This is a genomic window from Cellulomonas sp. Root137, from assembly GCF_001426725.1.
Lineage (GTDB): Bacteria > Actinomycetota > Actinomycetes > Actinomycetales > Cellulomonadaceae > Cellulomonas.
The window spans coordinates 2,259,184-2,275,171 of the sequence record NZ_LMFG01000001.1; the positions used below are offsets into that span (position 1 = coordinate 2,259,184).

A 15,988-nucleotide genomic window follows, 5' to 3' on the forward strand; every position below is an offset into this window, starting at 1 on the left:
CTTCAGTCGGTGGGGGCGTGGACGGGCAGGACGGTCCAGGCGGTGCCGGTGGCCTCGTCGGGGTCGGCGCAGGACGCGATCACCGTGGTCCCGGACGCGGCCAGGGCCTCGAGACGCGACCAGACGAGGCGCCGTCGCGCCGGGTCGTGCACCTGGTCCACGTCGTCGACGACGAGCATCCCGGGGCGCTGCGCCATCGCCAGCGCGATGCGCAGCAGCAGCGACTCGACCTCGTCGAGGTGCCAGACGACGGTCTGCGCGTCCGGGACGGGCAGGTCACCGAAGACCGGGGCGAGCGCACGGTCGACCGCGGGCTGGTCGGCGCGGCGCGAGCGGCGGTACCAGGGCGCCAGCCACGCCAGCCGCTCCCGCACGTGCGAGCCGACGGTCACGGAGTCGTCGAGCTCGTCGATGCCGGCGAACCCGGCCAGCGCGACCTCCCGCTGCACGAGCGACCGCTGCGCGGGGAGGCGACGGCCCAGCACGACGAGCTCGGACGACCTGTCTGGCACCATGCGGCCGGCGAGCGTGAGGAGAAGGCTCGTGCGGCCGGCGCCCTGGGGTCCCTGGACGAGCGTGAGCGCGCCGGGAGCGACGTCGAGGTCGACCGGTCCGTAGACCGTGCCGCGGTCGCCTCGGAGCTGCAGCGAGCGCGCGGTCACCGCTGGGGGGTGGGCTGGGGCTGCGATCGGGGGCACGGGGCGACTCCTTCTTGACTGACCGGTCAGTACAAAAGAATAGGTCGGGTTTCTGCGGCGGGCGAGACGGGCGGATGTCGTTCTGCTCACACGGCGCCGATCAGGAGGGTCACCAGGGCGTTGGTCCGCCTCGTGGTCGGGCTGGTCGTGCGAGGATCGGCCCATGGCGATGCGAGAGATCCGGACTGTCGGAGACCCCGTCCTGCGCACCCCCTGCGACCCGATCACGACGATCGACGACCGCGTGCGCGGACTCGTCGAGGACCTGCTCGAGACCGTGGACACCGAGGGGCGCGCCGGGCTGGCCGCGAACCAGATCGGCGTCAGCCTGCGGGCGTTCTCCTGGAACATCGACGACGAGGTGGGCTACGTGCTCAACCCGGTCATCGTCGAGCTGTCCGAGGACGAGTACCAGGACGGCGACGAGGGCTGCCTGTCGGTCCCCGGCCTCTGGTACCCCACGCACCGGTCCTGGTACGCGCGGGTGGTGGGCACGGACCTGGACGGCAAGGAGGTCGTCGTCGAGGGCGTCGAGCTCATGGCCCGCTGCCTGCAGCACGAGGTCGACCACCTCGACGGGATGCTCTACCTGGACCGCCTGGAGCGTTCCGTCCGCAAGAAGGCCATGCGGGCCATCCGCGACACGCTCTAGTCGCTGGCGCTCGTCCCGTTCCTCCGGCATGCTGTCCCCAGCACGCCGCGAGACCGTGTGAACTCCTGAGTGGTGACTGAGGTCGTTGGGGAAGGCGAACCTCGAGCCCGTTCAGGAGGACGACATGGCAGGTGCGATCACCCGCGGTGTACTTTTCGTGCACTCTGCGCCGCGTGCGCTGTGCCCCCACGTGGAGTGGGCCGCAGGCAACCTGCTGGGCTCCCGCACCACGTTCGACTGGACCGCGCAGCCGGCCGGCCCGGGCTTCTACCGCGCCGAGCACTCCTGGCAGGGGCCGCAGGGCACCGGCGCGCGTCTGGCGTCCGCCCTGCGCGGCTGGGCGCACCTGCGCTACGAGATCACCGAGGAGGCCAGTCACGGCGTCGACGGCTCCCGGTGGAGCCACACGCCCGAGCTCGGCATCTTCCACGCCGCGACCGACGTGCACGGCAACATCGTCGTGCCCGAGGACCGCATCCGCGCCGCCCTGGAGCACGGCGCCGACCTCGTGCGGCTGCGCACGGAGCTGGATCTCGCCCTCGGGCAGGCCTGGGACGACGAGCTCGAGCCGTTCCGCTACGCGGGCGCCGGTGCCCCGGTCCGCTGGCTGCACCGCGTCGGCTGAGGGCTCACCCGAATCGCTTCGCCCGCCCACCGGACGTTCACAGCGTGCGTCCAGCCGGGGACCCTAGCGTCCTGACCTGTTGCGGTACGACCGCGCAGGTCGGCCCAGGGGGACTCGACGAAGGGATCGCACGCATGAGGACGCCTCGCAGGACCACGATCGCGCTCGTCTCGGGGGTGTCGGCCGTCGCTGCGCTGGCCTCGTGCAGCAGCAGCGGCGCCGCGACCGCCGACACCGCGGACGAGACGGTGAGCCAGCCGTCCGACGAGGCGACGGCCTCGGAGGACACCCCGGTGCAGTCCGGGCTCACGGACGGCACCTACTCCGCGACGGGCAGCTACGAGTCGCCCGCAGGGCAGGAGACCGTGGCGGTCTCGCTCACGCTGGCGGACGGTGTGGTGACGGCGGTCGAGGTCACCCCGGAGGCCACCAACCCGACGTCGAAGCAGTTCCAGACCAAGTTCGCGTCGGGCGTCGCGGACGTGGTGGTCGGGCAGCCGGTCGACGGCCTCTCGGTGGACGCGGTCTCGGGATCGTCGCTCACCCCGGAGGGCTTCAACGACGCGCTGGCCCAGATCGTCGCCGATGCGCAGGCCTGAGGCCTCGTTCGACGCGATCGGCACCCGCTGGTCCATCCACGTGGACGGGCCGCTCGACGTGGTGACCCTGGCACGCGTGCGGTCGAGGATCGCGGCCTACGACGCCGTCTGGTCCCGGTTCCGCGAGGACTCGCTAGTCGCGCAGATCTCGCGCGAGCCGGGCACCTACCGGTTGCCCGCCGAGGCCGGACCCCTGCTGGACCTCTACGCCACGCTCGCGCGGTGCACCGACGGCGCCGTGTCGCCCCTCGTCGGCCGCAGCCTCGTCCGGCTCGGGTACGGCGCCGACTACGCGCTGCGGCCGGCGGGGGACGCGCAGGCCGCCCCGGTCTGGGACGACGTGCTCGAGCGGGACGGCGACACGCTCGTCGTCCGTGAGCCCGTCCTGCTCGACGTGGGGGCCGCCGGCAAGGGGCAGCTGGTGGACCTCGTCGCGGCGGAGCTGCGGGACTGCGGGATCGAGCAGTACGTGGTCGACGCGGGCGGAGACCTGGTGCATCGCGGCGAGGAGCCGTTCCGGGTCGCACTGCAGGAGCCCGGGGACCCGACGCGGGCCATCGGGGTGGTCGAGCTCGAGGCCGCGGCACTGTGCGGCTCCGCGGTGGACCGCCGGGCGTGGGGCGACGGGCTGCACCACGTGGTCGACGCCCGCACCGGGCTGCCCACGCGCGACGTGACCGCCACGTGGGTGGTGGCCGAGAGCGCGATGCTCGCCGACGGGCTCGCCACCGCGCACTTCTTCGCTGACCCGGACCGGCTCGAGGCCGCGTTCGACCACACCTACGTGCGGATCGCGGCGGACGGGGGCGTCCGCTACTCGCTGGGCCTGCCCGGGGAGCTGTTCTCGTGAGCGCCGTCGACCGCCTGCTGGGCCGCGTCACGATGTACCGGCTGGTCACGCTCACGCTCTCCGCGGTGCTGCTGGCGGCGGTGGCCCTGGCGGTGCTCGGTCCGGTGCAGCAGGACCCCCTGGCGATCGTCGTGACCGCTGCGGTGGCCGTCGGGACCAGCGTGCTCGCCGGGCGGGGGTGCGGCGCCCTGTGGCGGACCCGCGTGCACACCGAGTCGGCCGTGATCACCGGGCTGATCCTCGCGCTGCTGTTCTGGCCCCAGCTGACGGTCGGGAGCCTCGCGGTGGTCGCCCTGGCCGCGCTGCTGGGCGCCCTGTCGAAGTTCGTCGTCGCGGTGCGGTCCCGGCACGTGCTCAACCCGGCCGCCGCCGGCGCGCTCGTCGCGGGGCTGGTCGCCGCCCCGTTCGGGGGCTTCCCTGCGGCGTGGTGGGTCGCGACGCCGGCGCTGCTGCCCGTCGTCGCGATCGCGGCGCTGGCGGTCGTGCTCCGGACGCGCCGAGGCGCTCTCGTCCTGACCTACCTGGCGATCGCGCTCGCCCTGCTCCTGCCTCGGCTGGTGGCAGGTGGAGCCGCTCCGCTGGACGCCCTGGTCACCGCGCTGCAGTCCTACCCGCTCGTCTTCGCGGCGGGCTTCATGCTCACCGAGCCCCTCACCCTGCCGCCGCGCCGGTGGCAGCAGCTCACGGTGGCGGCCCTCGTCGGTGCGCTGACGGTCCTGCCGTTCAGCCTGGGCACGGTGCTCTACGCGTCGCCGGAGCTCGCGCTCGTCGTCGGCAACGTCCTGGCGTTCACCGTGGGCCAGCGGCGGGGGGTGCACCTGCGGGTGCGCGCGCACCGGATGGTGACGCCGGGGATCCGCGAGGTCGCGTTCGCCTCCGACGCCGCCGTCCGGTTCCGGCCCGGGCAGTGGATCGAGCTCCACGTGCCGCACACCGCCACCGACGCCCGCGGCTCGCGGCGCGTCTTCTCGCTGGCCACACCGCCCGACCACGCGGACGGCGTCGCGGTCGCGTTCCGGCTCACCGACGCGCCCAGCTCGTTCAAGCAGGCGCTGAGCGCGCTCCCCGAGGGAGGTCTGGTGCGTGCGACCGGCGTCGGCGGCGACTTCCTGCTCCCGAAGGACGCGACCGTCCTGCTGCTGCTCGTCGCGGGGGGCATCGGGATCACGCCGTTCGTGAGCCAGCTGGCGGACCTCGCGAGGTCGGGGCAGACCCGGGACGTCGTGGTGGTCCTGCTGGTCGCACCCGGCGACGAGCCGGCGTACACCGACGTCCTCGAGGCGTCGGGTGCGCGGGTCGTCGTCGTGAGCCCGCAGCGGCCGGCGACCCTGCCGGAGGCGTGGGCGTTCGCCGAGGCCCCCACGCTCGACGCCGTCGCGCTGCACGCGACCGTCCCGGACGCCGCACGACGGACCGCCTACGTGTCGGGGTCGCCGGGCATGGTCGACCACACGCGCCGGGTGCTGCGCCGAGCGGGTGTCCGCCGCGTGCGGACGGACGCGTTCAGCGGCTACTGACGGTCAGGCGAGGTTCGAGCACGCCCTGAGCGACGCGTCACTCAGGGCGTGCTCACCGCCGTCAGACCGACGCCACCACGAGGGCGACGTTGTGGCCGCCGAAGCCGAACGAGTTGTTCACTGCCGCGATGTCGCCGTCGCGCAGGGGACGCGGCTTGTCGCGGACCAGGTCGAGGACCAGCTCGGGATCGGGGTTCTCCACGTTGATCGTCGGCGGAGCCTGCCGGTCGTGCAGCGCGAGGACGGTGAAGATCGTCTCCAGGGCGCCGGCGCCGCCGAGCAGGTGCCCGGTCATCGACTTGGTGGCCGAGAGCGCGACGTGGTCGGCCTCGTCGCCCAGCAGGCCACGGATGGACCGCGCCTCGATGAGGTCGCCGACGACGGTCGACGTGGCGTGCGCGTTGACGTGCACGACGTCGATCCGTGCGATCTCCGACTCGTCCAGGGCGGCGCGCATGGCGCGGATCTGGCCGTCGCCCGACGGCTCGGGGGAGGTGATGTGGTAGCCGTCGGCGGACAGCCCGACGCCGGCGATCCGGGCATAGACCCGCGCGCCGCGGGCGGCAGCGTACGCCGCGCTCTCCAGGACGACGACACCGGCGCCCTCGCCGATGACGAAGCCGTCCCGGTCGACGTCGTAGGGACGCGACGCGCCCTCGGGGTCGTCGTTGCGCAGCGAGAGGGTGCGGGATGCGGCGAACGCGGCGATGGGCATCGGGTGGATGGTGGCCTCGGTGCCACCGGCCACGACGATGTCGGCGCGACCCGTGCGGATCATCTCCACGCCGTAGCCGATGGCCTCGGCGCCCGACGCGCAGGCGGACACCAGGGCGTGCGCGCCGGCGCGGGCACCGAGCTCGAGCGAGACGTACGCGGTCGGGGAGTTGGGCATGAGCATGGGGACGGTCATGGGCAGGATGCGGCGGGCACCCTTCTCCTTGAGCGTGTCCCAGGCGTCCAGGGTGGTCCAGATGCCACCGATGCCCGACGAGACGACGGCGCCGAGCCGGTCGCCGTCGACCTCGGGGGAGCCGGCGTCGGCCCAGGCCTCGCGCGCCGCGATGATCGCGTACTGCGCGGACGGGTCCATCTTCTTGAGCTCCGGCCGGGGGAGCACGTCCTCGGGCTTGACCTTGATGGTCGCCGCGAAGGTGACGGGGAGGCCGTAGGTCTCCACCCAGTCGTTGTCGAAGGGCCGAGCCCCGGACTCACCGGCGAGGGCGGCGGCCCAGGTGCTGGGGATGTCCCCGCCGAGAGGCGTGGTGGCTCCCAGTCCGGTGACGACGACGTCGGGTACGTGGCTCATCGGTGCTCCAGGTCGGCGGTCGTGAGGGTGGTCGGTCCCGGGTGGTGCACCCGGGACCGACCCCGGCGGCGCAGGCTCAGGCCTGCGCGCCCGTGATGAAGGAGACGGCGTCGCCCACGGTCGCGAGGTTCTTGACCTCGTCGTCGGGGATGCGCACGTCGAACTTCTCCTCGGCGAGCGTGACGATCGTCATCATCGACAGGGAGTCGATGTCGAGGTCGTCGGTGAAGGACTTCTCGGGCAGGACGGAGTCCGTGGGCAGACCGGTCTCCTCGCTGACGATCTCGGCCAGGCCGGCCAGGATCTCCTGCTCGCTGTACGCCATCGGTGTCTCCTCTGTCGGGTGCTGCTGCTTCGTGGTCGAAGCACTGGGGTCGGACGAACGGTACAACCGGGGTCGTACCGAGGATCTCTGCTACGGCAGGACGACGACCTGCGCCGCGTAGACCAGGCCGGCGCCGAAGCCGATCTGCAGGGCCAGCGCACCGCTCGACACCTGACCCTCGCGCAGCAGCCGCTCGGTCGCGAGCGGGATCGACGCGGCGGAGGTGTTGCCGGTGTCCGCGATGTCGCGGCCGACGACGACCGTGTCCGGGAGCTTCAGCGTCTTGATCATCTGGTCGATGATCCGCATGTTCGCCTGGTGCGGGATGAAGGCGTCGATCTCGTCGGCCGTGACTCCGGCCGCGTCCATGGCCTTCTGCGCGACGGGAGCCATCTGCCAGACCGCCCACTTGTAGACGCTGGGGCCCTCCTGACGGAGCGTCGGCCAGCCAGCGCCCTCGTCGCGGGTGGCCAGCCACGAGTGCGTCTGGCGGATCGCCTGCGCCTGGCTGCCGTCGGAGCCCCAGATGGTCGGGCCGATCCCGGGCGTGTCCGAGGGGCCGATGACGACCGCGCCGGCACCGTCGCCGAGCAGGAACGAGATGGAGCGGTCGGTCGGGTCGACGAACTCGCTCATCTTCTCGGCGCCGATCACCAGCACGTGCCGGGCGCTGCCGGCGCGGACGAGCGCGTCGGCCTGGCCGATCCCGTAGCAGTAGCCGGCGCAGGCGGCCGAGATGTCGAACGCCGCCGCCGGGGTGGCGCCGATGCGGTCCGCGATGATCGCGGCGCCCGCCGGGGTCTGGTGGAAGTAGGTGACCGTCGAGAGGATCACCACATCGATGTCCGCGCCGGTCAGGCCCGCGTTGGCGATGGCCTGGAGCGCCGCGGCCTCGGCGAGGTCGAGCACGTCGGTGCCCGGCTCGGCGCGGCGGCGCGTGATGATGCCGGTGCGCTGGCGGATCCACTCGTCCGAGGAGTCGATGGGACCGACCAGCTCGTCGTTGGGGACCGTGCGCTCTCCGCGGACGCCGCCGAGGCCCAGGATGCGCGAGTGCGCCGGTCCGGTGGCCTGCGTGAGAGTGGGACGGGTCACGACGACTCCTGGGTGCTCTGGGGGGTTCCGGCGTGCCGACGGACCAGGTCGCGCGCGGCATCGAGGTCGGCAGGGGTCTTGACGGCGACCGTCTCGACCCCGGGCAGCGTACGCCGGGCCAGCCCAGTGAGCACGCCTCCCGGGGCCACCTCGAGCAGCCCGGTCACGCCGAGCTCGAGGAGTGTGGCCTGGCACAGGTCCCACCGGACGGGGTTGGCCACCTGCGCGACGATCAGCTCGAGCGCCCGCGCGCCGGAGGCCGCGACCGTGCCGTCGGAGTTGGTGAGCAGCGAGATCATCGGCTCGCCGGGCGTGACGGCGTCGGCCGCGGCGCGCAGCTCGGCGACCGCGGGCGCCATGTGCTCGGTGTGGAACGCGCCGGCCACCTGCAGGGCGATCACGCGTGCCTTGGCCGGGGGAGCGGCCGCGAACGCCGCGAGGGCCTCGAGCGTGCCGGCGGCGACGACCTGGCCGCCGCCGTTGACGTTCGCGGGGACCAGACCGTGCTCGGCGAGCGCGGCGAGCACCTCGTCCGGGTCGCCGCCCAGCACCGCGCTCATGCCGGTGGGGGTAGCCGCCGCGGCCCGGGCCATGGCGGAGCCGCGCACGGTCACCAGGCGCAGCGCCTCGTCGTCGGTCAGCACGCCGGCGATCGCGGCGGCCGCCAGCTCGCCGACCGAGTGGCCCGCGGTCACGCCGGCGACGCGGTGGGCGGCGATGTCGAGGGCGTCGTCGGCACCGAGCTCGAGCACCGCGCGCAGGCTCGCCAGGGCGGAGGCCACGAGGAGCGGCTGCGCCACAGCGGTGTCCCGGATGGTGTCGGCGTCCGACGTGGTGCCGTGGGCGACGAGGTCCAGCCCGGTCGTGCGGGAGGCCCGCGCGATCGAGTCGGCGACGGACGGCAGCTCGAGCCACGGGGCGAGCATGCCGGGGGACTGGGCGCCCTGACCGGGGCAGACGACAGCGAGCACGCGACCACTCTGCCTTCCCGAGGGTGCCCGTCCGGCTCACGGCGTGCACCAACCTTGTCGGACGCCCTTGTGCGACTCCTACAACGACGTCAGCGGGCGGTGCCGGCCGGTGCGCTGTCGGCGGCGTCCAGACGACCGAGCGCGAGCGCGGTCTGCAGGACGTAGGACTCGCGGGCGTCCAGCGGGTCCCACCCGGTGACGTCGGAGACCCGGCGCAGGCGGTACCGGACGGTGTTGGGGTGCACGAACAGGGTCCGCGCGGCCGCCTCGAGCGAGCGGCCCGTGCCCAGGTAGGCGGACAGGGTCTCGAGCAGAGAGCCCGGGCTGGCCGCGAGCGGTGCGTACGCCTGCGCGACGAGCGTGCGGCGAGCGGTGACGTCGCCGATCAGCACGCGCTCGGGCAGGAGCTCGTCGGCCAGCACGGGCCGGGGCGCCTGCTCCCACGCCGGGGCGGCGAGAAGACCGGAGAGCGCGGCCCGGGCGGAACGCGCGGAGTCGGTGAGCTCGCCGACCACCGGGCCGATCACCACCGGCCCCGGTCCGAACCGCGGCAGGAGCGTGCTCGCCGCGGCGCGCAGGTCGCCCTCGCCGCCGAGGAAGACGACGAGGCGATCGCCCTGGATGCCCACGAGGGCGTCGTCGGCGGCGCGTCGGGTGGCCCGCCGCAGCTCGGCGGCGCGCACGTCGTCCAGCGCGGACGTCGTCGTGCCCACCATGACCAGCGTCGATCCCCGCCCGCTCCAGCCGAGCGCGGCGATCCGTGACCGCAGCGCGTCGTCCACGTCCCCGCGCACGAGGGCGTCGACCACGAGAGCCTCGAGACGGGCGTCCCAGGCGCCGCGGACCTCGGCGGCGCGCGCGTAGACCTCGGCCGCGGAGAACGCGACCTCCCGGGAGTACCGGAGCACGGCCTCGCGCACCTCGCGCTCGTCGCCCGGGGCGGCCAGGCGGTCGCTGTGGGTCTCGACCACGTCGACCACGACCCGCACGAGCTGGAGGGTGTGCTGCAGCGAGATGGACCGGGTGAGCTCGGGCGGGGCCGCGGCGAAGATGTCACCCACACCGTGCGGGGGTCGGGTGGGCTCGGCGAACCAGGTGACGAACGCGGTGATTCCCGCCTGGGCGACCAGCCCCACCCACGACCGGTCCTCCGCGGGCAGCGCGCGGTACCACTCGAGGTCCTCGTCGAGCCGTCGCATGGCGGCGCCCGCCAGCAGCCCTGCGCTGTCGCGCACCCGGCGCTGCGTCTCGGGGCCGCCGCGGGCCTCGAGCACGGGCGTCCGCGCGCGACCCGTCACCGGGCGGCGGGCACGGGCGCCGGCCGTGGGTGCGTCCGGCGGCGTGTCGGGTGGGGCGACGGGGGTGGAGCCCGTCCCGCGCAGAGGGCTGGACATGGGGCGAGCATAGGGTCCGCCCTTGTGGGAAGTCGACAAAGGGCGTAGGCCTGGGGCGGTCGCCCGAGTGTGAGGTACGTCGTCGACCGGGTGTGGCTCGCCCCCAGCCGATAAGGTCGCGTCATGGCTCTTCTGCCCCGTTTGCGACAGCTCATGCGACGGCCGACCTCGGCCTCGCGGGTCGGCGCGCGCCGACCGACCAAGGCGTCACGACGCGGCGACACGCTCCACGAGGACGCGCTGCGCTCCATGCTCAGCGACGACCCCAACAACGAGCGGGCGTTCGTCGCCCTCGCGGAGATCGTCCGTCGCCGGGCCGCCGAGGCGAGCACGGACCCCGATCCGCTCGCCGCCCCGGCCGACGAGACGGAGCTCCAGCGCGCCGCCGACCTGGCGGTCTGGGCGCTCGGTGAGGAGCTCGCCGGCAACCCTCGCGCGTGGTACCCGCTGATCGAGGTCGCCCGCCTGTCGGTGCACGACGACCACGAGGGCACGGTCCGTCGCCTGACCACCGCCGTGGAGCGGGACCCGTCCGGCCGGGCGCTGGTCGAGGCTCTCGGCCTGCTGCGTGAAGCCGGTCTGCCCGTGGACGCGCTCGGGCTGGGCGTCGGCCACTGGCGGCCGCGGGAGCACGACCCGGAGGCTGCCCGCCAGCTGGTGCTCGCCTCCATCGAGGCCGGCCGGCCCCTCGAGGCCAAGCAGCACATCGCGGCGCTCGACCTCTACCCCGACCAGAACGCGGTCGCCGACCTCAAGCGCGAGCTCGCCCGCGACGTCGCGCACGCGCAGCAGACCATCCCCGGCACCTAGCCGCGCACGACGAAGGCCCGGGCTCCTCGGAGCCCGGGCCTTCGTCGTGCGTGCTCGGCTCAGCTGTCGCCGCCCGTGTTGCCGGAGGTGCCGGCGGTCACGTCGTACAGGCGGTAGCGCTCGATCGCCTGCGCCGGCGCCTCGTGGCTCACCGCGCCCGTGCGGGCGAGCTGCTGCAGCACCCGCACGACCGTCGACGGACCGTCGATCTTGAAGTGCCGACGAGCCGCCGCCCGGGTGTCCGAGAAGCCGAAGCCGTCGGCGCCCAGCGTGGCGTAGGTGCCGGGGATCCACGCGCGCACCTGGTCGGAGACGAGGTGGTCGAAGTCCGTCGTCGCGACGAACGGCCCCTCGGCACCCTGCAGCTTCTGCGTGAGGTACGGGACCCGCTCCTCCTCGCCGGGGTGGAGGTAGGCCTGCTGGTCCGCGGCGAGACCGTCGCGGCGCAGCTCGTTCCAGCTGGTCACCGACCACACCGCAGCCTGGACGCCCCAGTCCTCGGCGAGCAGCTTCTTGGCCTCGAGCGCCCACGGCACCGCCACGCCCGACGCCAGGATCTGGGCGCGCGGCCCGTCACCCTCGGCCGGTGCGATCAGGTGGATGCCGCGCAGGATGCCCTCGACGTCGACGCCCTCGGGCTCCGCCGGCTGCTGCATGGGCTCGTTGTAGACGGTGAGGTAGTAGATGACGTCGCGGTCACGGTCGTGGCCCTCGCCGTACATCCGCTCGATGCCGTCCCGGACGATGTGCCGGATCTCGTACCCGTACGCCGGGTCGTAGTGCACGACGTGCGACATGGTGCCGGCCAGCAGCGGCGAGTGACCGTCCGCGTGCTGGAGGCCCTCGCCGGTCAGCGTGGTGCGGCCGGCGGTGGCGCCGATGAGGAACCCGCGCGTCATCTGGTCGCCGGCGGCCCAGAACTGGTCGCCGGTGCGCTGGAACCCGAACATCGAGTAGTAGAAGTAGAACGGGATCAGCGGCTCACCGTGCGTCGCGTACGACGTCCCGACGGCCTGGAACGCCGACGCCGAACCGGCCTCGTTGATCCCCGTGTGCATGATCTGGCCGGACTCGGACTCCTTGTAGGAGAGCATGAGCTCGCGGTCCACGGCCATGTAGTTCTGGCCGTTCGTGTTGAAGATCTTGGCGCTCGGGAAGATCGAGTCGAGACCGAACGTGCGCGCCTCGTCGGGGATGATCGGCACCAGACGGTGGCCGAACTCCTTGTCCCGCACCAGGTCCTTGAACAGGCGCACGAGCGCCATCGTCGTGGCGACCTCCTGCTGCCCCGAACCCTTCGCCAGGCCGTCGTACACCTTCGGGTCCGGCAGGGTCAGCGGCTTGTGCGTGGTGCGGCGCTCGGGCACGAACCCGCCCAGCTGGCGGCGGCGCTCCAGCATGTACTGGATGCCCTCGTCCTCAGCGCCGGGGTGGAAGTACGGCGGGACGTACGGGTTCTCGTCGATCTGCTCGTCCGTGATCGGGATGTGCAGCGAGTCGCGCAGCGTCTTGAGGTCGTCCGACTTGAGCTTCTTCATCTGGTGCGTGGCGTTGCGGCCCGCGAAGCCGGAGCCCAGGCCGTAGCCCTTGATGGTGTGCGCCAGGATGACCGTCGGCGTGCCGGTGTGCTCGCGCGCGGCCTTGTAGGCGGCGTAGATCTTGCGGTAGTCGTGCCCGCCGCGCTTGAGCGCCCAGATCTCGTCGTCGGTCATCTTCTCGACCAGCTGCTTGGTGCGCGGGTCGCGCCCGAAGAAGTTCTCCCGGATGAACGCGCCGTTCTCCGCGCGGTACGTCTGGAAGTCACCGTCGGGCGTCGTGTTCATCAGGTTGACCAGCGCGCGGTCCTTGTCGGCGTTGAGCAGCGTGTCCCACTCGCGGCCCCAGATCACCTTGATGACGTTCCAGCCGGCGCCACGGAACTGCGCCTCGAGCTCCTGGATGATCTTGCCGTTGCCACGGACGGGGCCGTCGAGCCGCTGCAGGTTGCAGTTGACGACGAACGTGAGGTTGTCCAGGCCCTGCTGTCCGGCCAGCTGGAGCATGCCGCGGGACTCGGGCTCGTCCATCTCGCCGTCGCCCAGGAACGCCCAGACGTCCTGCTGGCTGGTGTCCTTGATGCCCCGCAGGTGCAGGTAGCGGTTGGTCCAGGCCTGGTAGATGGCCGACGCCGGGCCGAGGCCCATCGAGACGGTCGGGAACTCCCACAGGTCGGGCGCCAGGCGGGGGTGCGGGTACGACGGCAGGCCGCCGCCGGGGTGCGACAGCTCCTGGCGGAACCCGTCCAGCTGATGGGCGGACAGGCGGCCCTCGAGGTAGGCGCGGGCGTAGACGCCGGGGGAGGCGTGACCCTGGAAGTAGACCTGGTCACCGCCGCCCGGGTGGTCCTTGCCGCGGAAGAAGTGGTTGAGGCCCACCTCGGTCAGCGTCGCGACCGACGCGTACGAGGAGATGTGCCCGCCGACTCCGATCCCGGGGCGCTGGGCGCGCGTCACCATGACGGCGGCGTTCCAGCGGATCCACGAGCGGTAGCGGCGCTCCAGCACCTCGTCGCCGGGGAAGTACGGCTCGTCGTGCACCGCGATGGTGTTCACGTAGGGCGTGTTGAGCGAGGCCGGGATGGCCACGTTCCGCTGGCGCGCGTGCCGCAGCATGCTCAGCAGCACATAGCGCGCGCGAGGGCCGCCCTTCTCGTCGATGAGTCCGTCGAGGGACTCCACCCACTCGCCGGTCTCGTCCGGGTCGATGTCCGGCACCTGGCTGAGCAGGCCGCCGATGAGCGGTCCCGTCTCGTCGATCGAAGCCACCAGCGCTCCTTGCGTCTCGTCCGCGCGCACGAGCCCGGTCGGCATCGGCGGCGCATCTGGCCCGGCCCGTGCTGGGCACGCCCTGGTAGGCGGCTCGACGGGTGCGGGTGTTCGCCCCATTCTCGGACCCCGGAGGCCCGAAAGTCACACCGAGTACCAAGAACCCCGACGTGACGTCCGTGACAGTGCGCCGCGACGTGCCCGTCGGGTCTGTCCCGCGGTGATCGACACGTGCGTCTGCGCAGGTCTTGCGTGCGCCCGTCCGGGTGCGGTGGGCTAGCGTGTGCGGCAATGAGAAGGCGGCCCCCGACGGGACCGCCGAGACGGAAGGGAGCGGTCCGGACGTGTCATCCACCGCGGACGAAGGCGCGTCGCAGGCGGCCGCCCGCTTGGGCTTGAGCTCGGGACAGGTGATCCAGGAGTTCGGCTACGACGACGACGTCGACGCCGACCTGCGCGCCGGGATCGAAGCTGTGACGACGACGGAGCTGGTCGACGAGGAGTACGACGACGTCACCGACGGCGCCGTCATCTGGTTCCGCGACGGCGACGGTGACCTCACGGACCTGCTCGTGGACGCCATGACCGTGCTGGACGACGGGGGACCGATCTGGCTCCTGACGCCCAAGGCGGGTCGCGCCGGGCACGTCTCGCACAGCGACATCGAGGAGGCCGCGACGACGTCCGGCCTGCACGCGATGAGCACGTTCCCGATCGCCGCGGACTGGTCCGCCACCCGCCTCGGGACGCGCGGCCGCGGCCGCTGAGCACCTGCCGCTGTCGGCTCCGACGGCGGGACCTGGCGCTCGTTGTTACAGTCCGCGCCATGGAAGACATCGCCCGGTCCACGCCCGCGCTCGGCGCCCCGGCTCCCGACTTCTCGCTCCCGGACACGCACGGCACGCCCGTGACCCTGAGCGGTCTGGGCGGCGGTCCGGTGGTCATCGTGTTCGTCCCCTTCGCCTTCTCCGGCACGTGCACCGGTGAGCTGTGCCAGCTGCGGGACAACATCGCGGAGTTCGAGGAGGCCGGCGTCCACGTCCTCGTCGTCTCCTGCGACCCCGGTCACTCGCTGCGTGCGTGGGCGGCGAGCGAGGGCTTCGGGTTCGACCTGCTCTCCGACTTCTGGCCGCACGGCGAGGTAGCGAAGGCGTACGGCGTGTTCGACGAGTCCCGGGGCTTCGCGGTCCGCGGCAGCTTCCTGGTCGACGCCGAGGGCGTGCTGCGGTGGAGCGTCGTCAACCCGCCCGGACGGGCCCGTGACTTCTCGTCCTACCGGCAGGCGCTGGCGGCCCTCGCCGCCTGACCGCCGGTAGGCTGTGCGCCCGACGAGCCGCCCGCAGGTCGGGGGCTCTCGGGGCCTGTAGCTCAGCTGGTCAGAGCGCCGCGCTTACACCGCGGAGGTCGCCGGTTCGAAACCGGCCGGGCCCACCCCTCTCCGCGGTGCACGGTTGTTAGTGTCCAGCCATGCTCGCGACCACGCCGTTCGTCTCCGGGCTCACCGTGTACCCGGTGAAGTCGTTCGCGGGGACCCCCGTGGACACGATGACGTTCGACGTGGCCGGTCCGCTGGGCGACCGCCGGTGGATGGTGGTGGACCAGGACGGCGTGACGATCACCGCGCGCAAGCACCCCCGGATGCTCGCGGCCCTCGCCACGCCCGACCGCGGTGGAGTCCGGCTGTCAGCCGACGGGCTGCCGAGCCTTCGCGTCGAGCCTCCTGCGGGACCGCCCGACGTCGCCGTGCGCCTCAGCCGCCTCGACACCGCCACGCGGGCGGGCGACGCGGCGGACGCGTGGTGCTCCGAGCTCATCGGTCGTCCGGTCCGGCTCGTGTGGCTCGACGACCCCGCCCGCCGGGGCATGTCGGAGGACCACGGAGGAACGCTCGACGACCCTCTCGCCCTGACGGACACCGGTCCGGTGCACGTCACGACGACCGCGTCCCTGCGCCGGCTCGACGCGTGGGCCGCCGAGATCCACGACGAGCGCGTGCAGCGCGCACTCGACGCGGGGGAGCCGGCACCGGAGCCCCGGCACCCGCTCGACATGCGCCGGTTCCGGCCGAACCTCGTGGTCGACGGCGACCTCGAACCCTTCGCGGAGGACGGCTGGGGTCGTCTGGTCGTCGGCGACGTCGAGCTCCGGTTCGCCGACTGGTGCGGACGGTGCGTGCTCACGACGATCGACCCGGACACGCAGGTCAAGGGCAAGGAGCCGCTGCGGGCGCTCGCCCGGCACCGCCGCCGGGACGGCGAGGTGTGGTTCGGGATCCAGATGGTGCCGGTGCGCGGCGGGACCGTCCGCGTCGGCGACCGGGTCGAGACGACGGGCCGGTAGCG

16 protein-coding genes and 1 tRNA gene are annotated in these 15,988 nt (G+C 73.1%); 10 read left to right on the plus strand and 7 right to left on the minus strand.

Going from position 1 to position 15,988, the window contains the following annotated elements; translation table 11 throughout:
• Positions 1–2 precede the first annotated feature (2 nt).
• Complete coding sequence (locus ASD18_RS10625; RefSeq protein ID WP_156387935.1) at positions 3–698, minus strand: ATP-binding cassette domain-containing protein; 696 nt, start codon at positions 696–698, stop codon at positions 3–5.
• Between the two features lie 163 nt (positions 699–861).
• On the opposite strand from ASD18_RS10625, the gene def reads away from it, so the two are divergent.
• The 5 genes from def (at position 862) to ASD18_RS10650 (ending at position 4,941) form a co-directional block, all read left to right on the plus strand.
• Entirely contained in the window at positions 862–1,350 is a 489-nt protein-coding gene (gene def / locus ASD18_RS10630; protein ID WP_056090379.1) for a peptide deformylase, read from the plus strand.
• Between the two features lie 124 nt (positions 1,351–1,474).
• Positions 1,475–1,975 carry a DUF3145 domain-containing protein gene (locus tag ASD18_RS10635; protein ID WP_056090382.1) on the plus strand — a complete coding sequence of 167 codons (501 nt, stop codon included), beginning with the start codon at positions 1,475–1,477 and terminating at the stop codon, positions 1,973–1,975.
• A 134-nt stretch (positions 1,976–2,109) separates the two neighbouring features.
• Positions 2,110–2,574: an FMN-binding protein gene (locus ASD18_RS10640; protein WP_056090386.1), complete on the plus strand. Its 465-nt coding sequence runs from the start codon at positions 2,110–2,112 to the stop codon at positions 2,572–2,574.
• Positions 2,561–3,424, plus strand: coding sequence for an FAD:protein FMN transferase (locus ASD18_RS10645; protein WP_056090389.1), 864 nt, complete (start codon positions 2,561–2,563; stop codon positions 3,422–3,424). The genes ASD18_RS10640 and ASD18_RS10645 overlap by 14 nt, the downstream gene beginning before the upstream one ends.
• The gene (locus ASD18_RS10650; RefSeq protein ID WP_056090395.1) at positions 3,421–4,941 is read left to right on the plus strand and encodes an FAD-dependent oxidoreductase; all 1,521 of its coding nucleotides are present in this window, start codon (positions 3,421–3,423) and stop codon (positions 4,939–4,941) included. The genes ASD18_RS10645 and ASD18_RS10650 overlap by 4 nt, the downstream gene beginning before the upstream one ends.
• Before the next feature lie 61 nt (positions 4,942–5,002).
• Here the strand turns inward: ASD18_RS10650 and ASD18_RS10655 are convergent, their stop codons facing one another.
• The 5 genes from ASD18_RS10655 to ASD18_RS10675 form a co-directional block, all read right to left on the minus strand.
• Positions 5,003–6,247, minus strand: coding sequence for a beta-ketoacyl synthase (locus ASD18_RS10655; RefSeq protein WP_056090397.1), 1,245 nt, complete (start codon positions 6,245–6,247; stop codon positions 5,003–5,005).
• A 76-nt stretch (positions 6,248–6,323) separates the two neighbouring features.
• Complete coding sequence (locus ASD18_RS10660; protein WP_056090400.1) at positions 6,324–6,572, minus strand: acyl carrier protein; 249 nt, start codon at positions 6,570–6,572, stop codon at positions 6,324–6,326.
• A 90-nt stretch (positions 6,573–6,662) separates the two neighbouring features.
• Entirely contained in the window at positions 6,663–7,667 is a 1,005-nt protein-coding gene (locus tag ASD18_RS10665; RefSeq protein WP_056090402.1) for a beta-ketoacyl-ACP synthase III, read from the minus strand.
• Positions 7,664–8,638, minus strand: a complete 975-nt coding sequence (locus ASD18_RS10670; protein WP_056090405.1) for an ACP S-malonyltransferase — start codon at positions 8,636–8,638, stop codon at positions 7,664–7,666. Before ASD18_RS10670 ends, ASD18_RS10665 begins: the two co-directional genes overlap by 4 nt.
• A gap of 89 nt (positions 8,639–8,727) precedes the next feature.
• On the minus strand, positions 8,728–10,032 hold the full coding sequence (locus ASD18_RS10675) for a CdaR family transcriptional regulator (protein WP_082573759.1): 1,305 nt from the start codon (positions 10,030–10,032) through the stop codon (positions 8,728–8,730).
• Between the two features lie 123 nt (positions 10,033–10,155).
• Here ASD18_RS10675 and ASD18_RS10680 point away from each other — a divergent pair, with 123 nt between their 5' ends.
• Complete coding sequence (locus ASD18_RS10680) at positions 10,156–10,842, plus strand: hypothetical protein (protein WP_056090409.1); 687 nt, start codon at positions 10,156–10,158, stop codon at positions 10,840–10,842.
• Between the two features lie 59 nt (positions 10,843–10,901).
• Here the strand turns inward: ASD18_RS10680 and aceE are convergent, their stop codons facing one another.
• Positions 10,902–13,646 (minus strand): pyruvate dehydrogenase (acetyl-transferring), homodimeric type, encoded by a 2,745-nt coding sequence (aceE, locus tag ASD18_RS10685; protein ID WP_056092045.1) that lies wholly within the window; start codon positions 13,644–13,646, stop codon positions 10,902–10,904.
• Between the two features lie 344 nt (positions 13,647–13,990).
• Here aceE and ASD18_RS10690 point away from each other — a divergent pair, with 344 nt between their 5' ends.
• From ASD18_RS10690 to ASD18_RS10705, 4 genes are all read left to right on the plus strand, one after another.
• Positions 13,991–14,413 carry a DUF3052 domain-containing protein gene (locus ASD18_RS10690; RefSeq protein WP_056092048.1) on the plus strand — a complete coding sequence of 141 codons (423 nt, stop codon included), beginning with the start codon at positions 13,991–13,993 and terminating at the stop codon, positions 14,411–14,413.
• Between the two features lie 59 nt (positions 14,414–14,472).
• Positions 14,473–14,952, plus strand: a complete 480-nt coding sequence (locus tag ASD18_RS10695) for a peroxiredoxin (RefSeq protein WP_056090412.1) — start codon at positions 14,473–14,475, stop codon at positions 14,950–14,952.
• A gap of 51 nt (positions 14,953–15,003) precedes the next feature.
• Positions 15,004–15,077: transfer RNA gene (locus tag ASD18_RS10700), tRNA-Val, on the plus strand.
• Positions 15,078–15,113: 36 nt separating this feature from the next.
• Positions 15,114–15,986 carry an MOSC domain-containing protein gene (locus ASD18_RS10705; protein WP_056090415.1) on the plus strand — a complete coding sequence of 291 codons (873 nt, stop codon included), beginning with the start codon at positions 15,114–15,116 and terminating at the stop codon, positions 15,984–15,986.
• The last annotated feature ends 2 nt before the right edge of the window (positions 15,987–15,988 follow it).